15 protein-coding genes and 1 riboswitch are annotated in these 18,817 nt (G+C 49.8%); of the genes, 9 read left to right on the top strand and 6 right to left on the bottom strand.

The features are described from left to right. Positions 1-24: 24 nt before the first annotated feature. Genes MJO52_RS06945 through MJO52_RS06935 form a run of 3 tightly spaced genes read right to left on the bottom strand, consistent with a single transcriptional unit; the run spans position 25 to position 3,484 of the window. Positions 25-366 (bottom strand): cupin domain-containing protein, encoded by a 342-nt coding sequence (locus MJO52_RS06945; RefSeq protein ID WP_252085223.1) that lies wholly within the window; start codon positions 364-366, stop codon positions 25-27. Beyond that, positions 366-1,793, bottom strand: coding sequence for an RDD family protein (locus tag MJO52_RS06940; RefSeq protein WP_252085222.1), 1,428 nt, complete (start codon positions 1,791-1,793; stop codon positions 366-368). Before MJO52_RS06940 ends, MJO52_RS06945 begins: the two co-directional genes overlap by 1 nt. Then, the gene (locus MJO52_RS06935) at positions 1,793-3,484 is read right to left on the bottom strand and encodes a molecular chaperone HscC (protein ID WP_252085221.1); all 1,692 of its coding nucleotides are present in this window, start codon (positions 3,482-3,484) and stop codon (positions 1,793-1,795) included. Before MJO52_RS06935 ends, MJO52_RS06940 begins: the two co-directional genes overlap by 1 nt. 260 nt (positions 3,485-3,744) lie before the next feature. On the opposite strand from MJO52_RS06935, the gene MJO52_RS06930 reads away from it, so the two are divergent. Further along, positions 3,745-5,409 (top strand): SulP family inorganic anion transporter, encoded by a 1,665-nt coding sequence (locus tag MJO52_RS06930; protein ID WP_252085220.1) that lies wholly within the window; start codon positions 3,745-3,747, stop codon positions 5,407-5,409. A gap of 218 nt (positions 5,410-5,627) precedes the next feature. Here the strand turns inward: MJO52_RS06930 and pdxH are convergent, their stop codons facing one another. Continuing rightward, entirely contained in the window at positions 5,628-6,266 is a 639-nt protein-coding gene (pdxH, locus tag MJO52_RS06925; protein ID WP_252085219.1) for a pyridoxamine 5'-phosphate oxidase, read from the bottom strand. A gap of 277 nt (positions 6,267-6,543) precedes the next feature. Between pdxH and MJO52_RS06920 the strand changes: the two genes are divergently transcribed. The 8 genes from MJO52_RS06920 (at position 6,544) to MJO52_RS06885 (ending at position 15,463) form a co-directional block, all read left to right on the top strand. Continuing rightward, positions 6,544-8,172, top strand: coding sequence for a 5-guanidino-2-oxopentanoate decarboxylase (locus tag MJO52_RS06920; RefSeq protein ID WP_252085218.1), 1,629 nt, complete (start codon positions 6,544-6,546; stop codon positions 8,170-8,172). Between the two features lies 1 nt (position 8,173). Beyond that, positions 8,174-9,607 (top strand): aldehyde dehydrogenase family protein, encoded by a 1,434-nt coding sequence (locus MJO52_RS06915; protein ID WP_252085217.1) that lies wholly within the window; start codon positions 8,174-8,176, stop codon positions 9,605-9,607. 65 nt (positions 9,608-9,672) lie between these two features. After that, positions 9,673-9,801: riboswitch (SAM-I-IV-variant riboswitch) on the top strand. A gap of 58 nt (positions 9,802-9,859) precedes the next feature. Further along, positions 9,860-10,075, top strand: coding sequence for a hypothetical protein (locus MJO52_RS06910; protein ID WP_252085216.1), 216 nt, complete (start codon positions 9,860-9,862; stop codon positions 10,073-10,075). 80 nt (positions 10,076-10,155) lie between these two features. Further along, positions 10,156-11,355 (top strand): glycine C-acetyltransferase, encoded by a 1,200-nt coding sequence (locus MJO52_RS06905; RefSeq protein WP_252085215.1) that lies wholly within the window; start codon positions 10,156-10,158, stop codon positions 11,353-11,355. A gap of 86 nt (positions 11,356-11,441) precedes the next feature. Further along, positions 11,442-12,467 (top strand): L-threonine 3-dehydrogenase, encoded by a 1,026-nt coding sequence (gene tdh, locus MJO52_RS06900; RefSeq protein WP_252085214.1) that lies wholly within the window; start codon positions 11,442-11,444, stop codon positions 12,465-12,467. Between the two features lie 157 nt (positions 12,468-12,624). After that, the gene (locus MJO52_RS06895) at positions 12,625-13,443 is read left to right on the top strand and encodes an AraC family transcriptional regulator (protein WP_252085213.1); all 819 of its coding nucleotides are present in this window, start codon (positions 12,625-12,627) and stop codon (positions 13,441-13,443) included. Between the two features lie 118 nt (positions 13,444-13,561). Beyond that, on the top strand, positions 13,562-14,179 hold the full coding sequence (locus MJO52_RS06890) for a LysE family translocator (protein WP_252085212.1): 618 nt from the start codon (positions 13,562-13,564) through the stop codon (positions 14,177-14,179). Positions 14,180-14,551: 372 nt separating this feature from the next. Then, on the top strand, positions 14,552-15,463 hold the full coding sequence (locus MJO52_RS06885) for an alpha/beta fold hydrolase (RefSeq protein WP_252085211.1): 912 nt from the start codon (positions 14,552-14,554) through the stop codon (positions 15,461-15,463). Between the two features lie 153 nt (positions 15,464-15,616). Here the strand turns inward: MJO52_RS06885 and MJO52_RS06880 are convergent, their stop codons facing one another. Together MJO52_RS06880 and MJO52_RS06875 are read right to left on the bottom strand one after the other, a co-directional pair. Further along, positions 15,617-16,861 (bottom strand): cation:proton antiporter, encoded by a 1,245-nt coding sequence (locus MJO52_RS06880; protein WP_252085210.1) that lies wholly within the window; start codon positions 16,859-16,861, stop codon positions 15,617-15,619. 589 nt (positions 16,862-17,450) lie between these two features. Further along, on the bottom strand, positions 17,451-18,734 hold the full coding sequence (locus tag MJO52_RS06875; protein WP_252085209.1) for a hypothetical protein: 1,284 nt from the start codon (positions 18,732-18,734) through the stop codon (positions 17,451-17,453). Positions 18,735-18,817: the final 83 nt, after the last annotated feature.

The following is an 18,817-nucleotide window of genomic DNA, read 5'->3' as shown; positions in this document are numbered from 1 at the left end:
TTTTATTGCACTAGTGTATTGGCTCTACAGCTCCACCCGATCCACATGGCTAGGCGGCGTTGAAGTAACGATAAAAACCAAATCTATAGAAGCCATATTGAACAGCTGATGAGGAATCCCAGCGGCTATATGCAAACCCTGGCCGGGAGAGAGTAAATACTCTTCACCACCACGTTCAATAGTGGCCGTGCCCTGTAGTACAAAGAAAAACTGTTCAGATTGCCGGTGCAGGTGTCGAACTTCTGAGCAGCCAGGAGGCACTCTCTCCTGAATCACACCGAGAGAATCGGTTCGTACCAAGTGCCAGCCATCGCAGCCCTCTCCCCAGGAGTAGTGCTCGACATTCTCTTTTGAGACTACTGGCATCACCCCTCCCCCCGCAATCTACGCAAATACTCCTCGCGGGATTTACGCATATTGATGACATGGCTTGCGCTGAGGCGGTCGTGCATCAGGTTTCCGCCTAAGAAGCAGTTAATCAACCAACCGATCTTTCCCAGTGGTAGGGTGAGAGTGAAGCTCAGTAGGCGCCAAAGGCCGTGGCCATAGCCTATTCGCTCAAATTTTTTGTTGGTGACCTTATAACCCATCAGATATTTACCCGGCGTCGCCTGAAAGCGGGAGCTCTCTGTAATCCAGGCCATCAGTAGATAGGCCAGGCAACAGATCCCCAGCGCCATGGTTGTGGCGGCGCCTTCTGGCATATCGTATACCTTCATCATCACAATGGAGGCGATAAAGCCAACCACGACGTACAACAACAATAAATCCAGTAAGACAGCAACGCCTCGGGCCAGCAAGTGGCCAAAGTAGTATTGATCATAGGTTTCTTCCGGCTGGGTGATTTTCTGCCGGATCAGCTTGCGCCCACCTCTAAGCCCTTGGGCGGGGTCTACAGTTACTTCTTCGCTGTGCAGCGAATTAAAAATGCAATCACAAAGGGACTCGTCCAAGGCGCCGTATAAATAGGAGGCATTACCATCCCAGTCGAACAAACTATTGCAGTACTGAAGAATATTGTTAGAAATCTGAGCTTGTTTTTTACCTTTAGAGGTAGCTTCACTGGCCTGCAAATTTATTCTGGCAAAACGTTCGAAGATTGAGAGGCCCAGATTCCAATTATATTCCTCATCGAGCATATAAGGTGTATCGGTGAGAAAATGCCAATTTTCTTTTACATTGAAGTTACTGGGTTCTTGCAGCAGCCTATCCACTTGCTCCAACACCCGATGGTACTCGCCAATTCTCAATGTTCGCTGTGGGTCTTGTTCAGCGTCATCCTCTTCAATAGGATTTTCTTGCACATTATCTTCTTGTGCATTCTTACCTTCAGAATGCTGCTCTTCCGCATGTTTCTCTGTAGAGGTCTCCTGTTGTCTCTCACTCCCAGTTTCCTGATCCTGGGCTTGATTCAGGTCAAGAGAGACTTTTGATTGAGCTTGCTCAATAGCTTCTGATGAGGCTGGGGAGTGGTCTTGATGATTCGGCTCACTATTTTGTTGCACCTGGGGCTCTGCCTGTCCCTGTAATTGCACGGCCTCAGGGGAAAGTGCAGCCCCCTCAGCACTAGCAACTTCCGCAAGCACCTCGTTATTTTGCGGTTCCTCACTTTCCTTTTTCTCTTCTTTAAGCTCCTCAGCGGCTTTCAGGGCCCATTTATAGGCGCTGTGTAACTGCTGAAACTCTTCAGGCTTTTCATCCGGGCGGGTTTGCTTCAGTTTTTTTGCGTAGGCGCGCTTGATCGCCCGCGCATCATCGCAAGGCGCTAGCTCGAGTATCTCCCAAGGACTCATTAAATCCAGTCCTCACCGTCGAGCTTATCGAAGATTTCAGTGAGTTCGGCACGCGCCTTGCCAATCTCCACCAGGTTTTGTTTATCCAAAACCCGATCGAAGCTGGCGAGCAATTTAGCTATATAATCGCGCTGCTCGCCGAGGCTCGCTTCATACAAGCGTTCACCACGGGCGAGCAGCGCCCGGTTTTCCTCATCTTCACGGGGATGAAATTTGAGCTTGGCCAGTTTTTCCAACGCTTGGGCTTTATCCTGTTCATTCAGGGCGCCCGGCGTAAATTCCACTAACTTATTAAATGTTTTACCGGTGGAAACGACGGTGACATCCACTTCCAGCAAACCGTTCATATCATAGCTGTAGCGCACTTCCACCACTTCCTCGCCCCGGGGTTTCTTGGGTACCGGCACCGTGAGTTCGCCCAGATAAACATTTTTCTTTACCAGGCGATTTTCCCCTTGGTAAACATCGATACAGACCTCCTCCTGATCATCGCGGGCAGTGCAGACGCTGCGCACGATACTCACCGGCACCACGGTGTTGCGCTCAATAATCGGCAGGAAGTAATTGCCCAGCTGCGGGCTGTCTTCGTTCACTATGCCAGTACCCAGGGTGTAGGGGCATACATCGGTGAGGACGATATCATCCAGCGCGGAGTTTTTTTCCTTGAGACCGGCTTGAATAGCCGCTCCCATGGCGACAACAGTATCTGGGTCCAGGTGGCAGGAGGGTAAGCGGCCAAACATACGTCCCACCATAGAGCGGAACAGGGCCAGGCGGGTGGAGCCACCCACCAATACCACTTCGTCAATTTTAGCGGGTGGCAAATCGGCATCGCGCATGGTGCGCTCAATCGGGCGCTTGGCTCGCAGCAGCAACGGAGTGCTGAGTTTCTCAAACCATTCGGGAGTCGCTTTCCATTCGAGTGCACGCCCACCGAGGTTTAATTTAAGTAACTGCTCTGCCTGCTGGCTGATACGGCGCTTAGTCGTTTCCAGCTGCATATACAGATTCTGCAGTTCGCGCGGTTTCAGGGAAGATTTTTTCAGCTGCAATTCTTCCAAAACGCTGTCGATCATTGCCTCGACAAAATCCTCACCGCCCAGGTAGTTATCCCCGGCACTGGCATGTACTTCCATAATGCCATCGAAGAATTCCAGGATGGAGACATCGAAGGTACCACCGCCCAGGTCTAGCACCAGGAAATTCCCTTCCCGCTTATCGTGTAGACCGTAGGCAATTGCCGCAGCGGTAGGCTCGTTGATCAGGCGCTCTACCTTGAGGCCTGCCAGCTCTCCAGCCAATTTTGTCGCCTGGCGCTGGTTATCGTTAAAGTAGGCGGGCACACTGATCACCGCTTCGCTGACCTCTTCCCCCAGGAAAGCCTCGGCATCCTCTTTGAGAGAGCGCAGTACCAAGGCGGAAAGTTCGGTTGCGGTAAATTGCTGGCGACCCAGTTTGACTTGATGATCGGTGCCCATCAGACGCTTAAAGGCGGCAACGGTGGTATCACTGTGATTGATCAGGCGCTCTTTTGCGGTTTTCCCCACCACTAGCTTGCCAGTGTCATCCAAACCAACCACCGATGGGGTCAAGGCCTCTCCCAGGCGATTGGGAATCAGCTTCACGCCATCTTCCGTTAAAACCCCACAGGCGCTATTGGTGGTACCCAGGTCAATACCAATAATGGCCATAAATCCCCCTACCTATTTTTCTCAAAACTTGATCAAGCACAGTCGTACCAACGGGTTTTTATACGGTATTTCCCGCAATCTGGTTGGCGCGATATTCTAAGCGTCTCTGCACAAAAATAGCCAGAGAGTGCAAGCACACGAAAGGCAAGTGCTGAAAACCACACAAATAGACTGGCCGTAGAACAACACTCCTTCTGGCAGTTCCACATAACTGCCATATCCTTAGAGTCATTCGAAATCCACGAAGAGGCGCGGCCTTGTTGACGGGTAGATTTGAGGGAGTGAACCTCAAAGGGGATCTCTTTGGTGGAGTCACCACAGCCGTGGTTTCGCTACCCATGGCACTGGCGTTTGGGGTTGCTTCTGGGGCAGGAGCCACTGCAGGGCTGTGGGGGGCCATTCTGATCGGGCTATTTGCCTCCTTGTTTGGGGGTACCCGAACCTTAATCTCTGAGCCTACCGGTGCCATGACAGTAGTAATGGCTGCGGTGATCACCACCATGATGGCAGAGCACCCCGACCAGGGACTGGCAATGGCCTTTACCGTGGTCATCATGGCGGGCATTTTTCAAATTGCTTTGGGGGCGTTAAAGCTCGGCAAATATATTGTCTTGATGCCCTACAGCGTGGTCTCAGGATTTATGTCCGGGGTGGGTATTATTCTGGTAATTTTGCAGATTGGTCCGTTACTCGGCCAACCAACGCCCGCTGGCGGACCGATGGAAACCGTGCAGGAATTGCCGGAGCTAGTCAGAAATACCCACTATGGGGAACTCTTCCTCGGTTTGCTCACCCTCGGGATGCTGTTTTTTTTACCAAAGAAACTCAAACAGCTGGTTCCCCCCCAACTGGTGGCACTAGTCGTCATTACCTTGCTTTCCATGATGTTGTTCGACAACGAAGAGATCCGGCGTATCGGCGAAATTCCCAGTGGCTTGCCCTCCCTGGTTTTACCCGACATCACTTTTGATATGTTGTCCACCATGCTGATTGAAGCGTTGGTGCTCGGCACTCTGGGCTGTCTCGATACCCTGTTAACTGCGGTGATAGCGGACAGCCTGACGCGCAGGGAGCACAACCCCAGCCGGGAATTGATCGGCCAGGGCATCGCTAACACCGTATCCGGTTTGTTTGGCGGGCTGCCCGGCGCGGGTTCCACTATGGGGACCGTGGTGAATATTCAGGTAGGGGCGCGTTCTCCTCTGGCCGGTATAGTGCGTGCGCTGATCCTACTGCTGGTGGTGCTCTGGTTTGCCCCCCTGACGCAACCGATTCCTATGGCGGTATTAGCCGGTATCGCGGTGTTCGTCGGCATTAATATTCTCGACTGGAGTTATATCCGACGCGTTCACCATCACCAGGTAGCAATATTCCCAACCTTTATTATGTACAGCGTTCTGCTGATGACCGTGTTTGTGGGCTTGATTTATGCCGTGGCCATTGGTGTATTCCTTGTTAATATCATCACCATTGAGCGGCTCAGCCGTATTCAGGAAAAAAGTGTTAAAGCGATTTCTGATGTCGAGGAAGGCGACCCCCTCAACCGGCAGGAACGGGAGATGCTGCGGCAGTCAAAAGGACAGATCCTGTTTTTCTTTTTATCGGGCCCAATGTTGTTTGGGGTATCCAAGGCCATTACTCGCCAGCAAGCCGCAGTGGGTAAATTTAAAGTCATCATTATGGATTTAAGTACAGTACCCATGATTGATACCACCGCTGCATTGGCACTGGAAAACACCATGCGTGATGCCATTAGTTTGGGTTGCAAAGTCTATCTGTACTGCCCCAATGAGCCAACACTGGATAGACTGGAGAAATTACATATCCGGGATTGGATGGACGAGGATTGTTTTGTAGAAAGCCGGGTTGAGGCTCTCATCAAAGGCTTGGACTTTCTCAATCGCGAAGGCGAAAAAAAGGCCTGACCCGCTTCACTAATAAATGCAGTGTTTCTAAAATAAAACATCTATTTAACCTGCAGCCTTAAAATAACATTTTAATGGGTAAGCTTTTTAATTTGACAAACATTCATACCCTTTTCTATTTTGCCTGAAAGTAAAATGATAAAAATCAAAGCAAAAAGCGGAGTCAAACACCCCGCTCAAATTTTCCACGCCACACTTTAGCTAAAATTCTGCGGCCACTAGGGAGACAGACGATCCAGCGTCCACAAACCGCTATCATCGGCGCGGTAAATAAAGCGGTCGTGCAGGCGATTGGCACCACCCTGCCAAAACTCCACCGCATGTGGCACTACCCGATAACCGCCCCAAAAATCTGGCAGCGGCACTTGTCCATCTGCAAAGCGCGCCTTTTCTTGGTCAAACTGTTTTTGCAGTTCCTCACGGGATGACAGTGGCTGGCTCTGGCGCGAGGCCCAGGAGGCCAGCTGGCTTTCCAGTGGCCGGGACTGGAAATACTGCTCGGCATCCTCACGCGTCACCGACTCCACATTGCCGCTAACAATGACCTGGCGCTCCAGGCTGTGCCAGGGGAACAGCAGGGATACCTGCGGGTTCTTCTCCATATCATGCGCTTTTTTACTCTGCAGGTTTGTGTAAAAAACAAAGCCGCGCTCGTCAAAACCTTTTAGCAATACAATGCGCTGGGAGGGCTGGCCGCTGCTATCGGCCGTGGCCAGACACATGGCACTAGGGTCAGAAAGTTTGGCCGCCAGTGCCTCCTCAAGCCATTCGCGAAACTGCTCCACCGGGGTGGCTTTTAACTCCGAACGGCGCAAACCGCCAAGCAGATATTCACGACGCCATTGATCGATTTCCATGGTGCTACTTCCTAAGTTATTCAAGCTCAAAATATATCCAGCCAGCTGAAGCAAAGCGATTTTTATTCCAGCTACGCGACAAATCTTCTTGTATCGCAACTCCCTTTACACAAGGAATCTTGCGGCTCGGGCGCCAAGTTTCCTGTCGCGATAGGGGACGAATCTCAATTTTCCTGCGTATTTCCCCTCGCAGGTGCAGACTCTGCGGGCGCTTGCGTGCTTTTTAGTGGGCCGCTAGGCTCACGGCATTTTTACACAAATAAGGAAAATGGTGGCTATGTCCTCTGCGCCCACATGCGCCCAGGTGCTCATGCGCCTGCTACGCGACTACCAGGTGGAAAAAGTCTTCGGCATCCCCGGTGTCCACACCATCGAACTGTACCGAGGTCTGCCCGGCAGTGACCTGATGCATATCACTCCGCGCCACGAACAGGGTGCCGCCTTTATGGCGGATGGCTATGCCCGTGCCAGTGGCAAGATTGGTGTCTGCTTCCTGATCACCGGCCCCGGTCTCACCAACGCAGCCACCGCCATGGCGCAAGCCTATTCCGATTCGATTCCCATGCTGGTGATCTCCGCAATCAATCGCCGCGAAGACCTGGGCATGGGCCGCGGTCGCCTGCATGAACTGCCACAACAGAGTGATGCCAGCCGCGGCTTCTGTATCTGGCAGCACACGCTCAGCCAGGCTGAGCAATTACCAGAGGTGATGGCACGGGCATTCCAGCTGCTGCAGTCCAGCCGCCCGGGGCCTGTGCATATCGAAATCCCCATCGACCTGTTCCCGGCTCCCATGCCCGGCCAACTGGAAGACTACAAAGCTGCACCAGCCGCTATGGCCCCGGCGGCAAATAGCGCTGCTATATCCACGGCCGCCGAATGGCTGCAATCCGCCCAGCGCCCGGTCATCCTCCTCGGCGGCGGTGCCCAGAGCGCCGGCAAAGCGGCTACCCAAATTGCTGAAAAAATTGCTGCCCCGGTATTTCTGTCTCTGGCCGCCAAGGGCGTTGTGGATGAACGCCATCCACTGTGTGGCGGTGCCAATCTGAGTTTCGATTGTGCACGCAACCGCGTGCAGAATGCGGATGTGGTTCTGGCCGTGGGCACCGAACTCTCTGAAACCGATCGCAACCTGGTGCGGGACGATTACGCCTTCTCCGGCAAACTGATTCGTATCGATATAGATGCTGCACAGCTGGTATGCAACGCCCAACCGGATCTGGCGATCTGTGCTGACGCCAAAGAGAGCCTGCAGCAATTGGAAGCCGCCCTGATCCAACGCGATGCAACAGCAGGCGAACATTCTGAAAAAGAGGTAGCCCAGTTACTAAAAGACTGTCGTAAAGAATGGTGGGATGGCTCCGAACAACGCTTCCTCTGGGTTGAGGCCCTGCGCGAAGCCCTGCCGGAAAACGGTATCCTGGTGACAGACTCCACCCAGCTGGCCTATAACACTAACCACGCCCTGCCCCTATATCATCCGCGTAGCCATGTGACCTGCACTACCGGTTATGGCACCCTGGGCTTCGCCCTGCCTGCGGCAGTTGGCGCCAAGCTCTCTAGCGAGCGGGATGTGATCGCCCTGATCGGCGATGGCGGCTTGATGTTTACCCTGGGCGAATTGGCGGTGGCTGTTGAGCAACGTTTACCTCTGCCCATCCTGGTATGGAATAACGCCGGCTACGGCGAAATCCGCGACTTTATGGATGCGGCGGAAGTGCCGCAGGAAGGTGTAAACCTGAGCACCCCGGATTTTGTTGCCCTGGCCAAGGCCTTTGGCGCCGAGGGCTGTCGTATCGACCAGCCCGGCCAATTGGCGCAAGCAGTAGCCGATGCCCTGGGCCGCCAGACCCCAACCCTGATCGAAATCAGCGCGCCTTCAGGCGCAGAACAAATGGAAGCGTGACATGACAGATCTCAGCAAACTGCCCACGGGCAAGCTGTTTATTAACGGCGAATGGCGCGGGCCTCTGGGTACCGGGACTCACCCGGTGATCAACCCGGCCACCGAAGAATTCATCTGCCAAGTGGCCGAAGGCTCGGCCGAAGATGTGGATCTCGCCGTGGAAGCCGCGCGCCAAGCCTTCCACAGCTGGCGCAACAGCACCGCACAGATGCGCCGCGAACTGCTCAACGCCATTGCCGACGGTATGGAAAAGCGCAAGGAAGATCTGGTACAGGCCGTGTCCCAGACACTCGGCTGCCCCGAACATATCACCCGCTGGTTGCATGTGGATGGCCCTATCTATGCCATGCGCTATTACGCCGAGCGCACCGCGGAAATGGAAAAAACAGAGAAGGCCGGCCATTCCGTTCTGTTCCGCGAGCCCGTGGGCGTGTGCGGTTTTATCACTCCATGGAACTACCCACTGCACCAGTTTGTGGGCAAAGTGGCTCCGGCCCTGGCCGCCGGCTGCACCATGATCACCAAACCCGCCGAGATCACGCCGCTGCAGGATTTTGTGATGGCGGAAATTATTGAAGAGGCCGGTGTCCCCGCCGGCGTCTTCAACTTGGTACCCGGTGCCGGCTCCGAAGTGGGTGCGGCGCTCTCAGCCCATCCCGGTATCGATATGGTCTCCTTCACCGGTTCCACTCGCGCCGGTGTGGAAGTGGCCAAGGCCGCTGCGCCCACGGTGAAGCGCGTAACCCAGGAATTAGGTGGTAAGTCCCCTCTGATTATCACCCCCGATGCAGATCTGGAAGCCGCCGTGCGTTGGGGCTGCGAAGATGTGTTTATCAACAGTGGCCAGACCTGTACCGCCCTCACCCGTATGCTGGTACCTGCCGAGCGCTATGACGAAGCGGTAGAAATCGCCCGCCAGGTGGCCGAAGACATCGCCATGGGCACCAATGAAAATGCCTTTATGGGCCCACTCTCTTCCGCGCGCCAGCGCGAGATAGTGCGCGGCTATATCCAGAAGGGTATCGACGAGGGTGCACGCCTGGTCACTGGCGGCGCCGAGGTGCCCTCTGGGCTGGAGAAGGGCTTTTATGTGAAGCCCACGGTATTTGCCGATGTTCACAACGATATGAGCATCGCCCGCGAAGAGATCTTTGGCCCTGTGACCTGCCTGATCCCTTACAAGGATATGGATGAGGCAATTGCCATCGCCAATGACACCGAATACGGCCTGTCCAGCGGTGTTTGGGCAAAAGATGCAGAGAGTGCCATGCCTCTGGTGCGCCGCATCGAGGCAGGCCTGTGTTTCGTCAATGGCGGCGAGTTTAATTACGACGCACCCTTTGGCGGCTACAAGCGCTCTGGCAATGGGCGCGAATTTGGCGAGGCCGGCCTCGGCGAGTTTATCGAACTGAAATCTGTGCAACTGCCGGCATAAACTTCTGCACCGCCTGCAATCGTGGGCGGTGCAGTTGACTGCCAATCCCCTCCCCGCTATCTTTGCTCGCACATCACGAGAGTGGCTGACGCCAACGCCAACCTGCCGACCGGGGCAAGGTGGTTCTCTCTCTGCTGGCACACCAAAGCCTGCGGGGAGGATGGGGCTCTACAAGAGCAATCCAACCGGATTAGCGAATACCCTTTCGCCGCTTCCACGTCAGCCCTCCAAAGTTTTACCCTTGGAGGGACCATGTCCGAATCACCGTTATCCAGTAAAGACATTATAGAAATTCAAATTGCCAACCAACGCAGCCGCACCGCGGTGAGAGCCGTGAGACGGGCCGATCGGCAATTGTTGTGGCAACTACTGTTCGACACCGCGGAAGAAGCTTTAAAATTCGCCACCAGCTGCCGTGCCAGTGAGCAGCCAATCACTGCCCACAAGGCCTGCGAGCTGGCGGGATAAACGAGAATCCAGTGGCGCCATTTTGATTCGCGCCAGATACCTAGTGCCACGAGCACCCGACAGGAGCTAAAAACAATATCATGTCCAAGCCAGAACAATTCTTTGAGCACCTGCGCAACGAGCTAAAACAAATCGAAGCCGACGGCCTCTATAAGCGGGAGCGGATCATTACCTCCCAGCAGGCCGCCGAGATACAGGTGAACAACGACACCCAGGTACTGAACTTCTGTGCCAATAACTACCTGGGCCTGGCCGATCACCCGGACCTGATCAAAGCCGCCAAAGAAGGCCTGGACCAATACGGTTTCGGTATGGCCTCAGTGCGCTTTATCTGTGGTACCCAGGACATCCACAAGGCACTGGAATCGCGCCTGTCGGAATTCCTACACACCGAAGACACCATCCTCTACACCTCCTGTTTTGATGCCAATGGTGGCCTGTTCGAAACCCTGCTGGGTCCAGAGGATGCAATAATCTCCGATGCCCTGAACCACGCTTCAATTATTGACGGCGTGCGCCTGTGTAAGGCCAAGCGCTACCGCTACGCCAACAACAATATGGCGGAGTTAGAGAAACAACTACAGGCAGCTGACGCCGAAGGCGCCAAAACCAAGCTGATCGCCACCGATGGTGTCTTCTCCATGGATGGTGTGATCGCCGACCTAAAAGCGATTTGCGATCTGGCTGACCGCTACAATGCCCTGGTGATGGTCGACGACTCCCACGCGGTAGGCTTCCTCGGTGAACACGGCCGCGGCACCCACGAATACTGTGATGTCATCAATCGTATTGATATTATTACTGGCACTCTGGGCAAGGCCCTGGGCGGTGCTTCCGGCGGTTTCACCTCTGGCCGCAAGGAAATTATCGATCTGCTGCGCCAGCGCTCTCGCCCCTACCTGTTCTCCAACTCAGTAGCCCCGGCTATTGTCACTGCCTCCCTGAAAGTGCTCGATATGCTAATGGAAGGTGGCGAACTGCGGGAGCAGTTACGCGAAAACTCTGCGTATTTCCGCAAGCGTATGTCCGAAGCCGGCTTCACCCTGGCAGGTGCCGACCATCCAATTATTCCGGTCATGATCGGCGATGCCGCCCTGGCTCAGAAAATGGCAGACAAGATGCTGGAGCACGGTATCTATGTAGTGGGCTTCTTCTATCCGGTAGTTCCTAAAGGCCAAGCCCGTATTCGCACCCAGATGTCTGCGGCACACACCCGCGAGCAGTTAGACCAGTGCATTGATGCCTTCATTGAAGTGGGCCGCGAGCTGAAAATTATTTAATTCCCAAATAATCGCGACGCCGTCTAACAACGGATCAATCCCGTTGCCAGATGGTGCCGCGCCTTTTTTTTGTAGTTTTAATGACAATGAAAGCACTTTCTAAACTGAAGTCCGAAGTGGGTATTTGGCTTACCGATGTGGAAATCCCAGAGCCAGGCCACAACGATCTACTGATCAAAATCCACAAAACCGCTATCTGCGGCACCGACATGCATATTTATAACTGGGATGAGTGGTCGCAAAAAACCATCCCGGTACCCATGGTAGTGGGACACGAATATGTGGGTGAAGTAGTCGGTATAGGCGAGGAAGTCGCCGGTTTTGAAGTGGGCGACCGCGTTTCCGGCGAAGGGCATATCACTTGTGGCCACTGTCGCAACTGCCGCGCAGGCCGCCGCCACCTTTGCCGCAACACTTACGGTGTTGGTGTAGACCGCCAGGGCGCTTTTGCCGAATACCTGGTTATTCCGGCATTAAACGCTTTTAAAATTCCAGACAACATCTCCGATGAGCTGGCCTCCATTTTTGACCCCCTCGGTAACGCCGTACACACCGCCCTCTCTTTCGATCTGGTGGGCGAAGATGTATTGATCACCGGCGCCGGTCCTATCGGCATTATGGCCGCAGCAGTCGCAAAACATGTTGGCGCACGCCATGTGGTCATCACTGATATCAACGAATATCGCCTGGATCTGGCCCGTAAGATGGGGGCCACCCGTGCCGTGAATGTCTCCAAGGAAAACCTTAAAGATGTGATGACAGAATTGGGCATGAGCGAAGGCTTCGATGTGGGCTTGGAAATGTCCGGGGTTCCCGTTGCCTTCCGCGATATGCTCGAGGCAATGAACCACGGTGGCAAGATCGCCATGCTCGGTATTCCCGCCGGCGAAATGGCTATTGACTGGAGCCAGGTCATCTTCAAAGGTTTGATCATAAAAGGGATCTACGGCCGCGAAATGTTCGAAACCTGGTACAAGATGGCCAGCCTGATTCAATCCGGTCTGGACCTGACCCCGATTATTACCCACCAGTTCCCAATCGACGATTTCCAGAAAGGCTTCGACACCATGGGCTCTGGTGAGTCCGGCAAAGTGATCCTCAACTGGCAATAACTATTGCTCTTGGCCGTGGATAACTCCACGGCCTTACCTCCCGCTTTCCCCTCTACTAATAGATTTTTTGCCCAGCTCTTCCTCTTTTTGTATCTTGTAATGCTCGCAGCTGAAACAGCTGTATTGATAAATAAGATCTGATGAATTAGACCTATAGATGCAAAAGGAATTTTCGGCGATTTGGCGTAGCCCAAAACACAGTGGCATAGAACTATTTCATGCACACTTTCGCAGTTTTGCCTTTAATAAACATTGGCACGATGAATTAGCCATTGGCATTATCCAGGCAGGCGCGGAGAAATTAGATTATCGCGGGCAAAGTAATATCATCCCCCAGGGGAACATTGTCGCCATTAACCCCGGTGAAATACATACAGGTTACAGCGGTAGCGAGCAAGGCTGGCATTACCGGATGTTTTATTTTGATACAAAGCTGGTTACACAAATATTGCGGCAACATAGTAGCCCTGGTAAAACCCCGATGCCTTTCCTTAAGGGCCCTATTATTCATGATCCTGAGCTTTTCAAGCTACTCTTTCAACTTCACTGTAGCCTGAATGGTACTCACTTACCGCTTGCCGTAGATAGCCTTTTAACGTTGGCGCTTACCAAGCTATTCGCCAATCATGGCGACCAGAACCTCAGCCCTCGAAATACAAAAGATATCTCAGCCGCAATAAAAATCCGCAACTATTTGTGTGATCACTGGCAATACAACGTAACGCTTGAGCAACTATGTCAGCTCACGGAAATGAGCCAATACCAATTAATCCGCTGCTTTAGCAAGCACTATGGTATAGCTCCCCATCAATTTTTGGTCCTTTACAAAATTCATCAGGCCCGCCTTTTGCTACAACAAGGACTAAATGCTGCCACAGTAGCATCCGAGTGTGGTTTCTTTGATCAAAGCCATATGAGTAGAAACTTCAAAAAGACTTTTGGTATTACTCCTGGGCGTTATCTAAAATCGATGTAGCGCAATTTTATACAAGATAGTAATAGCTTCTCTCTATAGACTCATCCCTCACCGCCAGTAAAGCTGTTTCCACAACCCTCAACTGGTAACTTCTGAATGTTTGGCATAGGTACGTCTTATGAGTATGAAATTTGTTCTCGCGTGGATGGCTGCTATGTTTCCGCTCATCTTTAGCCCTGGTCCTGCCAATATCACCTTCGCTGCAGCCGGTGCAAGCTTGGGTATCCGCAGGTCATTGCCACTAATGGCCGGAATAGATTTTATTTTTATTGTGAAAGGGTTCTTAGTTGGCTTTGGCTTAATGACTTGGTTAACCAACTACCCTGTTGCCTTAAGAGTACTTCAGGCTGGCGGTGTTATCTATTTAATCTATCTCGCTTATCATTTCGCCAAACCTAAGTCACCACTGAGCCAGGGTGAAGCGCCGAAGATTTCAATATGGAATGGAATGTTGATTCAAATTCTAAACGTTAAAGGCTGGATTATAACATTTACCATGTTTTCTATCTTTGCGCCCAACCTTCAGCACGAACCCACCACAACCATCCTATTACTAATCGCACTAATGACTATCCTTAATCTATCAACACACCTCTGCTGGATTGTATTCGGAAGTGCACTCGCAAAATTCGCTACTAATGATAGAAGCCAAAGAGTACAGGGAATGCTATTTTCTTTGAGCTTGCTCTTAGTGGCGTTATGGATAGCATTAGACAATCCAATTATGTTGATCTAAAAAATAGTGATTGGCAATTAAATGCTTTAGACACGAAAAACAACACTGGCTGGCATTGGCAACCTAGCAATATGCTCATAACATATCTAGTGAACCCGGCATCCTTTCTCTGCAAGTTAGCAGAAATTCAACATCTTCTCTTGAGGAAGTATTATGTGCCAAAATAGGTCCATATCATACATTCCAATTTGATAGCCTTTACAGCCCTGTTAGTATTGAAGGATTATACAAACTTCAAACAACTAAATCGTTGACTCAAAATTTCTAACCAATGTGGATATCAATCAAATGGGCTGGTCAATGAATGATCAATATCCTACTGAGCAACATCGATTTTTCAGTTAAGCAATTATAACCACTACAACCAATACAATGAATTTAACTTCCATTACCCATACACTTTTCACGCTTGGAACTTTTGCTGAAAGAAAAATATCGGGCCTAAAGCTCAAAAAAATTGAAATTGAAGAGGGGGAAATTAGTTACTTGCAGGGTGGGTCAGGTACACCGCTCGTTCTCTTACATGGTTTCGGGGCTGACAAAGATAACTGGGTTCGCTTAGCCAGATATTTAACCCCACACTTTCAGATCATTGCTCCCGATTTACCTGGATTTGGAGAGAGCTTTAAAGATCCAGATTTAAACTATGATGTCCTACCCCAAACTCAACGCCTGAACAGCTTTGTGAATGCAATGGGTTTAGAGCACTTTCACCTTGCGGGCAATTCAATGGGTGGATACATAGCTGGAAACTATGCTGTAGAGTTTCCAGAAAAGATAAATAGCTTATGGCTTTTAAACCCTCTTGGAGTGGAAAGTTCACCCAGCAGTCCAATGTTTGAGCAAATTTTACGCGATGAATTACCTGTTATTCTGTCCAAGAACAGAGAGGAGTATGAATCGCTATTAGATAATGTTTTCCACAAAAGACCTTTTATACCAGGCTTTGCAATATCAGAGCTATCAAAAATAGCTGAAAATAACTTTTCACTGTACCAAAAGATATTTAAAGACATTCATCAGATAAAAGATGGAAGTATCAAATTTTCATCTCCACTAGAGGGAAGATTAAAGGGCTTTTCCAAGCCTACTTTAATTACCTGGGGCGATAAGGATAGGATACTTCATCCTAGCGCAGGCACAATCCTATCAAGAGAAATTATTAACTCCCAACTACAGCTGATCAAAGACATTGGGCATTTACCAATGCTTGAATCTCCGAAAACTACAGCCGACCAGTTTATCTCATTCAAATCATCCCTGCCTGAAGCAGACTCTTACTAAAAGCCGCCATAACATAAATAGAAAAGCACAACAGCAAATAATAAACCTCAAATCACGACACAATTAAGCAGAAATATCATCAATATCTCTCAAACTTTTTTCCCAGATTACTCCTGTCCGATAATCAAACAGAAAACATCCAGTAGTTAAGCTCTAGATATCCAGCTTTCTTATTAAACGCCCGCTGGTAGTGCCTTGTACTAGCAAGGAAAAAAGTACTACACCAAAAACCATAGATTGGATAGTCCACCAGTAGGGCAATTCAACGGGAAGAGAAAGTACCAGGGCTACAGCAATCACTCCACGCAATCCCCCCCAACTCATCAGTAGTCGCCAAGACTTTGGAATTGGCGGACCTACGAAGCGCGTTAATGGTGCTACCAGCACCACCGACAGGGCCCGAGCGCCCAGTGCTGCGGCCGTGGCAATTAACATCGCCAACCATTGATGGGTAAACATTTCGAAAGTAATGACCAACCCCATGATCACAAAAATAATTGAAGTAAAGAGAAGCCCCAACCACTCCCAAGTGGTTTCTGCATCTACCAGATAGGTTTTCCTTTGTTTTCGCAAGCAGGCTCTAGCCACTATGGCACAGGTCATAACAGAAATAATGCCAGATACATGCAAAATGCTTTCTGCAAGGTAAAAGCTACCAAAAGCCACGATCACTAGAGTCATTAATGCTGCACTTGGTGTTCGTAAAAACAAAATAACCAGTGTTGTCAGCAACCCCAAGATCAAACCTACGGCAACGCCACCAAAGAATATCATGCAGAAATACAGCGTTACTGAACTAACACTCAGCGATGGAGCCTCAGCGCTTACACCTGCCCCCTGTACAATTGAGTAAGTGGCCAGCCCTAGGACCAGAGAATAAAGGACTACCGCTGCGGCATCATTAAATAAGCTTTCCCCTTCAACAAGAGAAAGTAAATCTTCCCCAGTTTTTTCTTGTCGCAACTTATTCACTACCGCTACGGGATCGGTAGCCGCCAGAATAGCTCCAGTCAACAATGCCGCTATCCAGGGAAATCCCGCAGGATGGCCAATTCCATAATAGGTAATTGCTGCAATCAGGAAGGCACAAATGACTAACCCTAAAGTCGAAAATAATAGAATCGGACCAATCCAGCGCTTTAAAATCCTTGGCTCAAGCTGCCAGGCAGACTCAAAAATTAGAACGGGCAAAATGACAAAAAAAACCAATTCCCTTAAGCTGGTTGCCCTCAACCCTGTATCATAATCGATTACCGGTAACAAAAAAGCAGCTAGAACACCAGCCAATAAGCAGCCTAGTGTATTATCAATTCTTAATATCCGGGAAATACCCAAACCAATAATTGCTGCCACAGCCAAATAGAGCCCTTGCCCTACAATGACAACCACATCATTCACAAGTTTACTCTCCAGTGGAATGTACTATCACCCATCTCCTCAGAAGGATACAACCTTGTGCCGTCATCTGTATAAAACTCTATGAAATTAACTCTTTCCCGCCAACTAATTAATAAATCCCTAAATGACCACAAAGCCTTGGCTACATATGATTTGATGATTTTGATCAACCTGTAAAAATTCCTAGCAATCACAATCTATTAGGATTAATAACTCATCAAAAATGCCGATGTAGTTCATAACTAATATTCATGCAACCGAACTACATCACAAGAATCTCTCACCCTGCCGGACAACATCACTCAATAGAAAGTCAGCACTAGTGCTGCTCAGAGGTTTGATGCTCCCCCGCTTAGAAAGTAAAATTTGGCCCCCAAAATCCGACCTGGCAGTCATCCTCTTAGAGTTAGTATCTTGGGAATGCCGCTCGAGAAAGAATGGCTCTAAGTACATATTTGAGCCCTACATTGGTGGAAGTTGTCGTATAGAAGACTACACAATCAGTATTCAGTATAGGAGAACGGGGGGGGAATGAACGGCAATATACTGATTTAAAAATAGAACAAACAAGGGTTCATCAGTTCAAACCTCATGAGGAACAAACAAGCTCTTGCAATAACTCCATATACTGATCAGCCATAGCTTTCGCACTATTTCTACTAATAAGTGGATCACAGTATCCAAAAACAAACACCCCATTTTGATTGGTAGTATAGGCAATCACCATCATAGGGTGGTGACCATGATTTTGAACAAGCATACCAGCAGCTATATCAAAATGTTTTAGTTCACCACACAACCCTCTCATACTACCTAAATTCGAAACGCAAATACCCGATGGAAATGACTCTATTTTATGGGAGTATTCATGTGCAGCTTGTATGATATCTTTTAGCCTGCAACTAGACTCAAAAATTAAACCTTTCAACTCTCTGGGGTTAAATCTATCATTCAAATTATTTTGTATTTCTATGGCCAAGTCCAAAACTCCCACACCAGAGTTGTGCGGCGAAACTTCCAAAGTTGTTATCGCGGTAAAGGCCCCGATAACATTTAAACCTATCTTTGGTTTACACAAACCACGTACATCCATTGGCAATACGATCTCTGTCCAGGGTCGATGATTGGCCAACTGTTGAGATGAAATAACTGCCAAAGCACTGTACAGCGCAGTAAAACCTACTTTTTTCTCTTTGATTAATAAGGCTAACTTTTCTACATCATCGAAACATAGAGTACGCAGGATTGCTCTACTTTGACGTCCCGCTAGGTCTGCGGTTTGTTCAACCGGCCATGAAAGATAGTCCTTACCTGGTAGAAGCAGATGATCACCACCACTGTACCCCGCTTCCTTAAGATATTTCTCTATAGGCTTATACAATGGCAACGACTTTAGCTCTAGATTTCCACCTTTATTCAAATATAAATCTAGATAAAAGAACAAGACCATTATTGATCTACCGTCAATAGCCGCATGATTTGCAACTATGGAAATCCATTCCACACACTGGTTATTACCAATGTAAAGAGTAATCATATAAGTATACTTTTCTATATCTATAATTTTTTTAGACTGCCTCATATACTCCAACTCAAAATTGAAACCATGATCAAGCACATAAATTTCTAAAGGTATTGAGCTAAAATCCACATTACATTGCCATTTGAAATTCGTCCCCAATTTAACCCTTGCTCTCAACATAGGATGCAATTGGTGTACCCAGGCCAGCCCGTCTTGCAGAGTCTTCACATTTAATGGTTGAAGTACCTTAATAAAGGAGACAATTTGAGTCCCCCCATGACACTCCCTGGCAAACTCGACCATCAAGGCCTCGACCGCACCTAACTCTCGTGAATATGGCTCTGATTGCATAGCTTCAATCCTGCACAGATGTAAATCACAAGTTAAGATGACTATTCAATTAGTATAGGAAAAGTAAATAGATTACTTAATGT

It is taken from the genome of Microbulbifer variabilis, assembly GCF_023716485.1.
Lineage (GTDB): Bacteria > Pseudomonadota > Gammaproteobacteria > Pseudomonadales > Cellvibrionaceae > Microbulbifer > Microbulbifer variabilis_B.
This window is presented reverse-complemented; position numbering and strand designations above follow the sequence as displayed.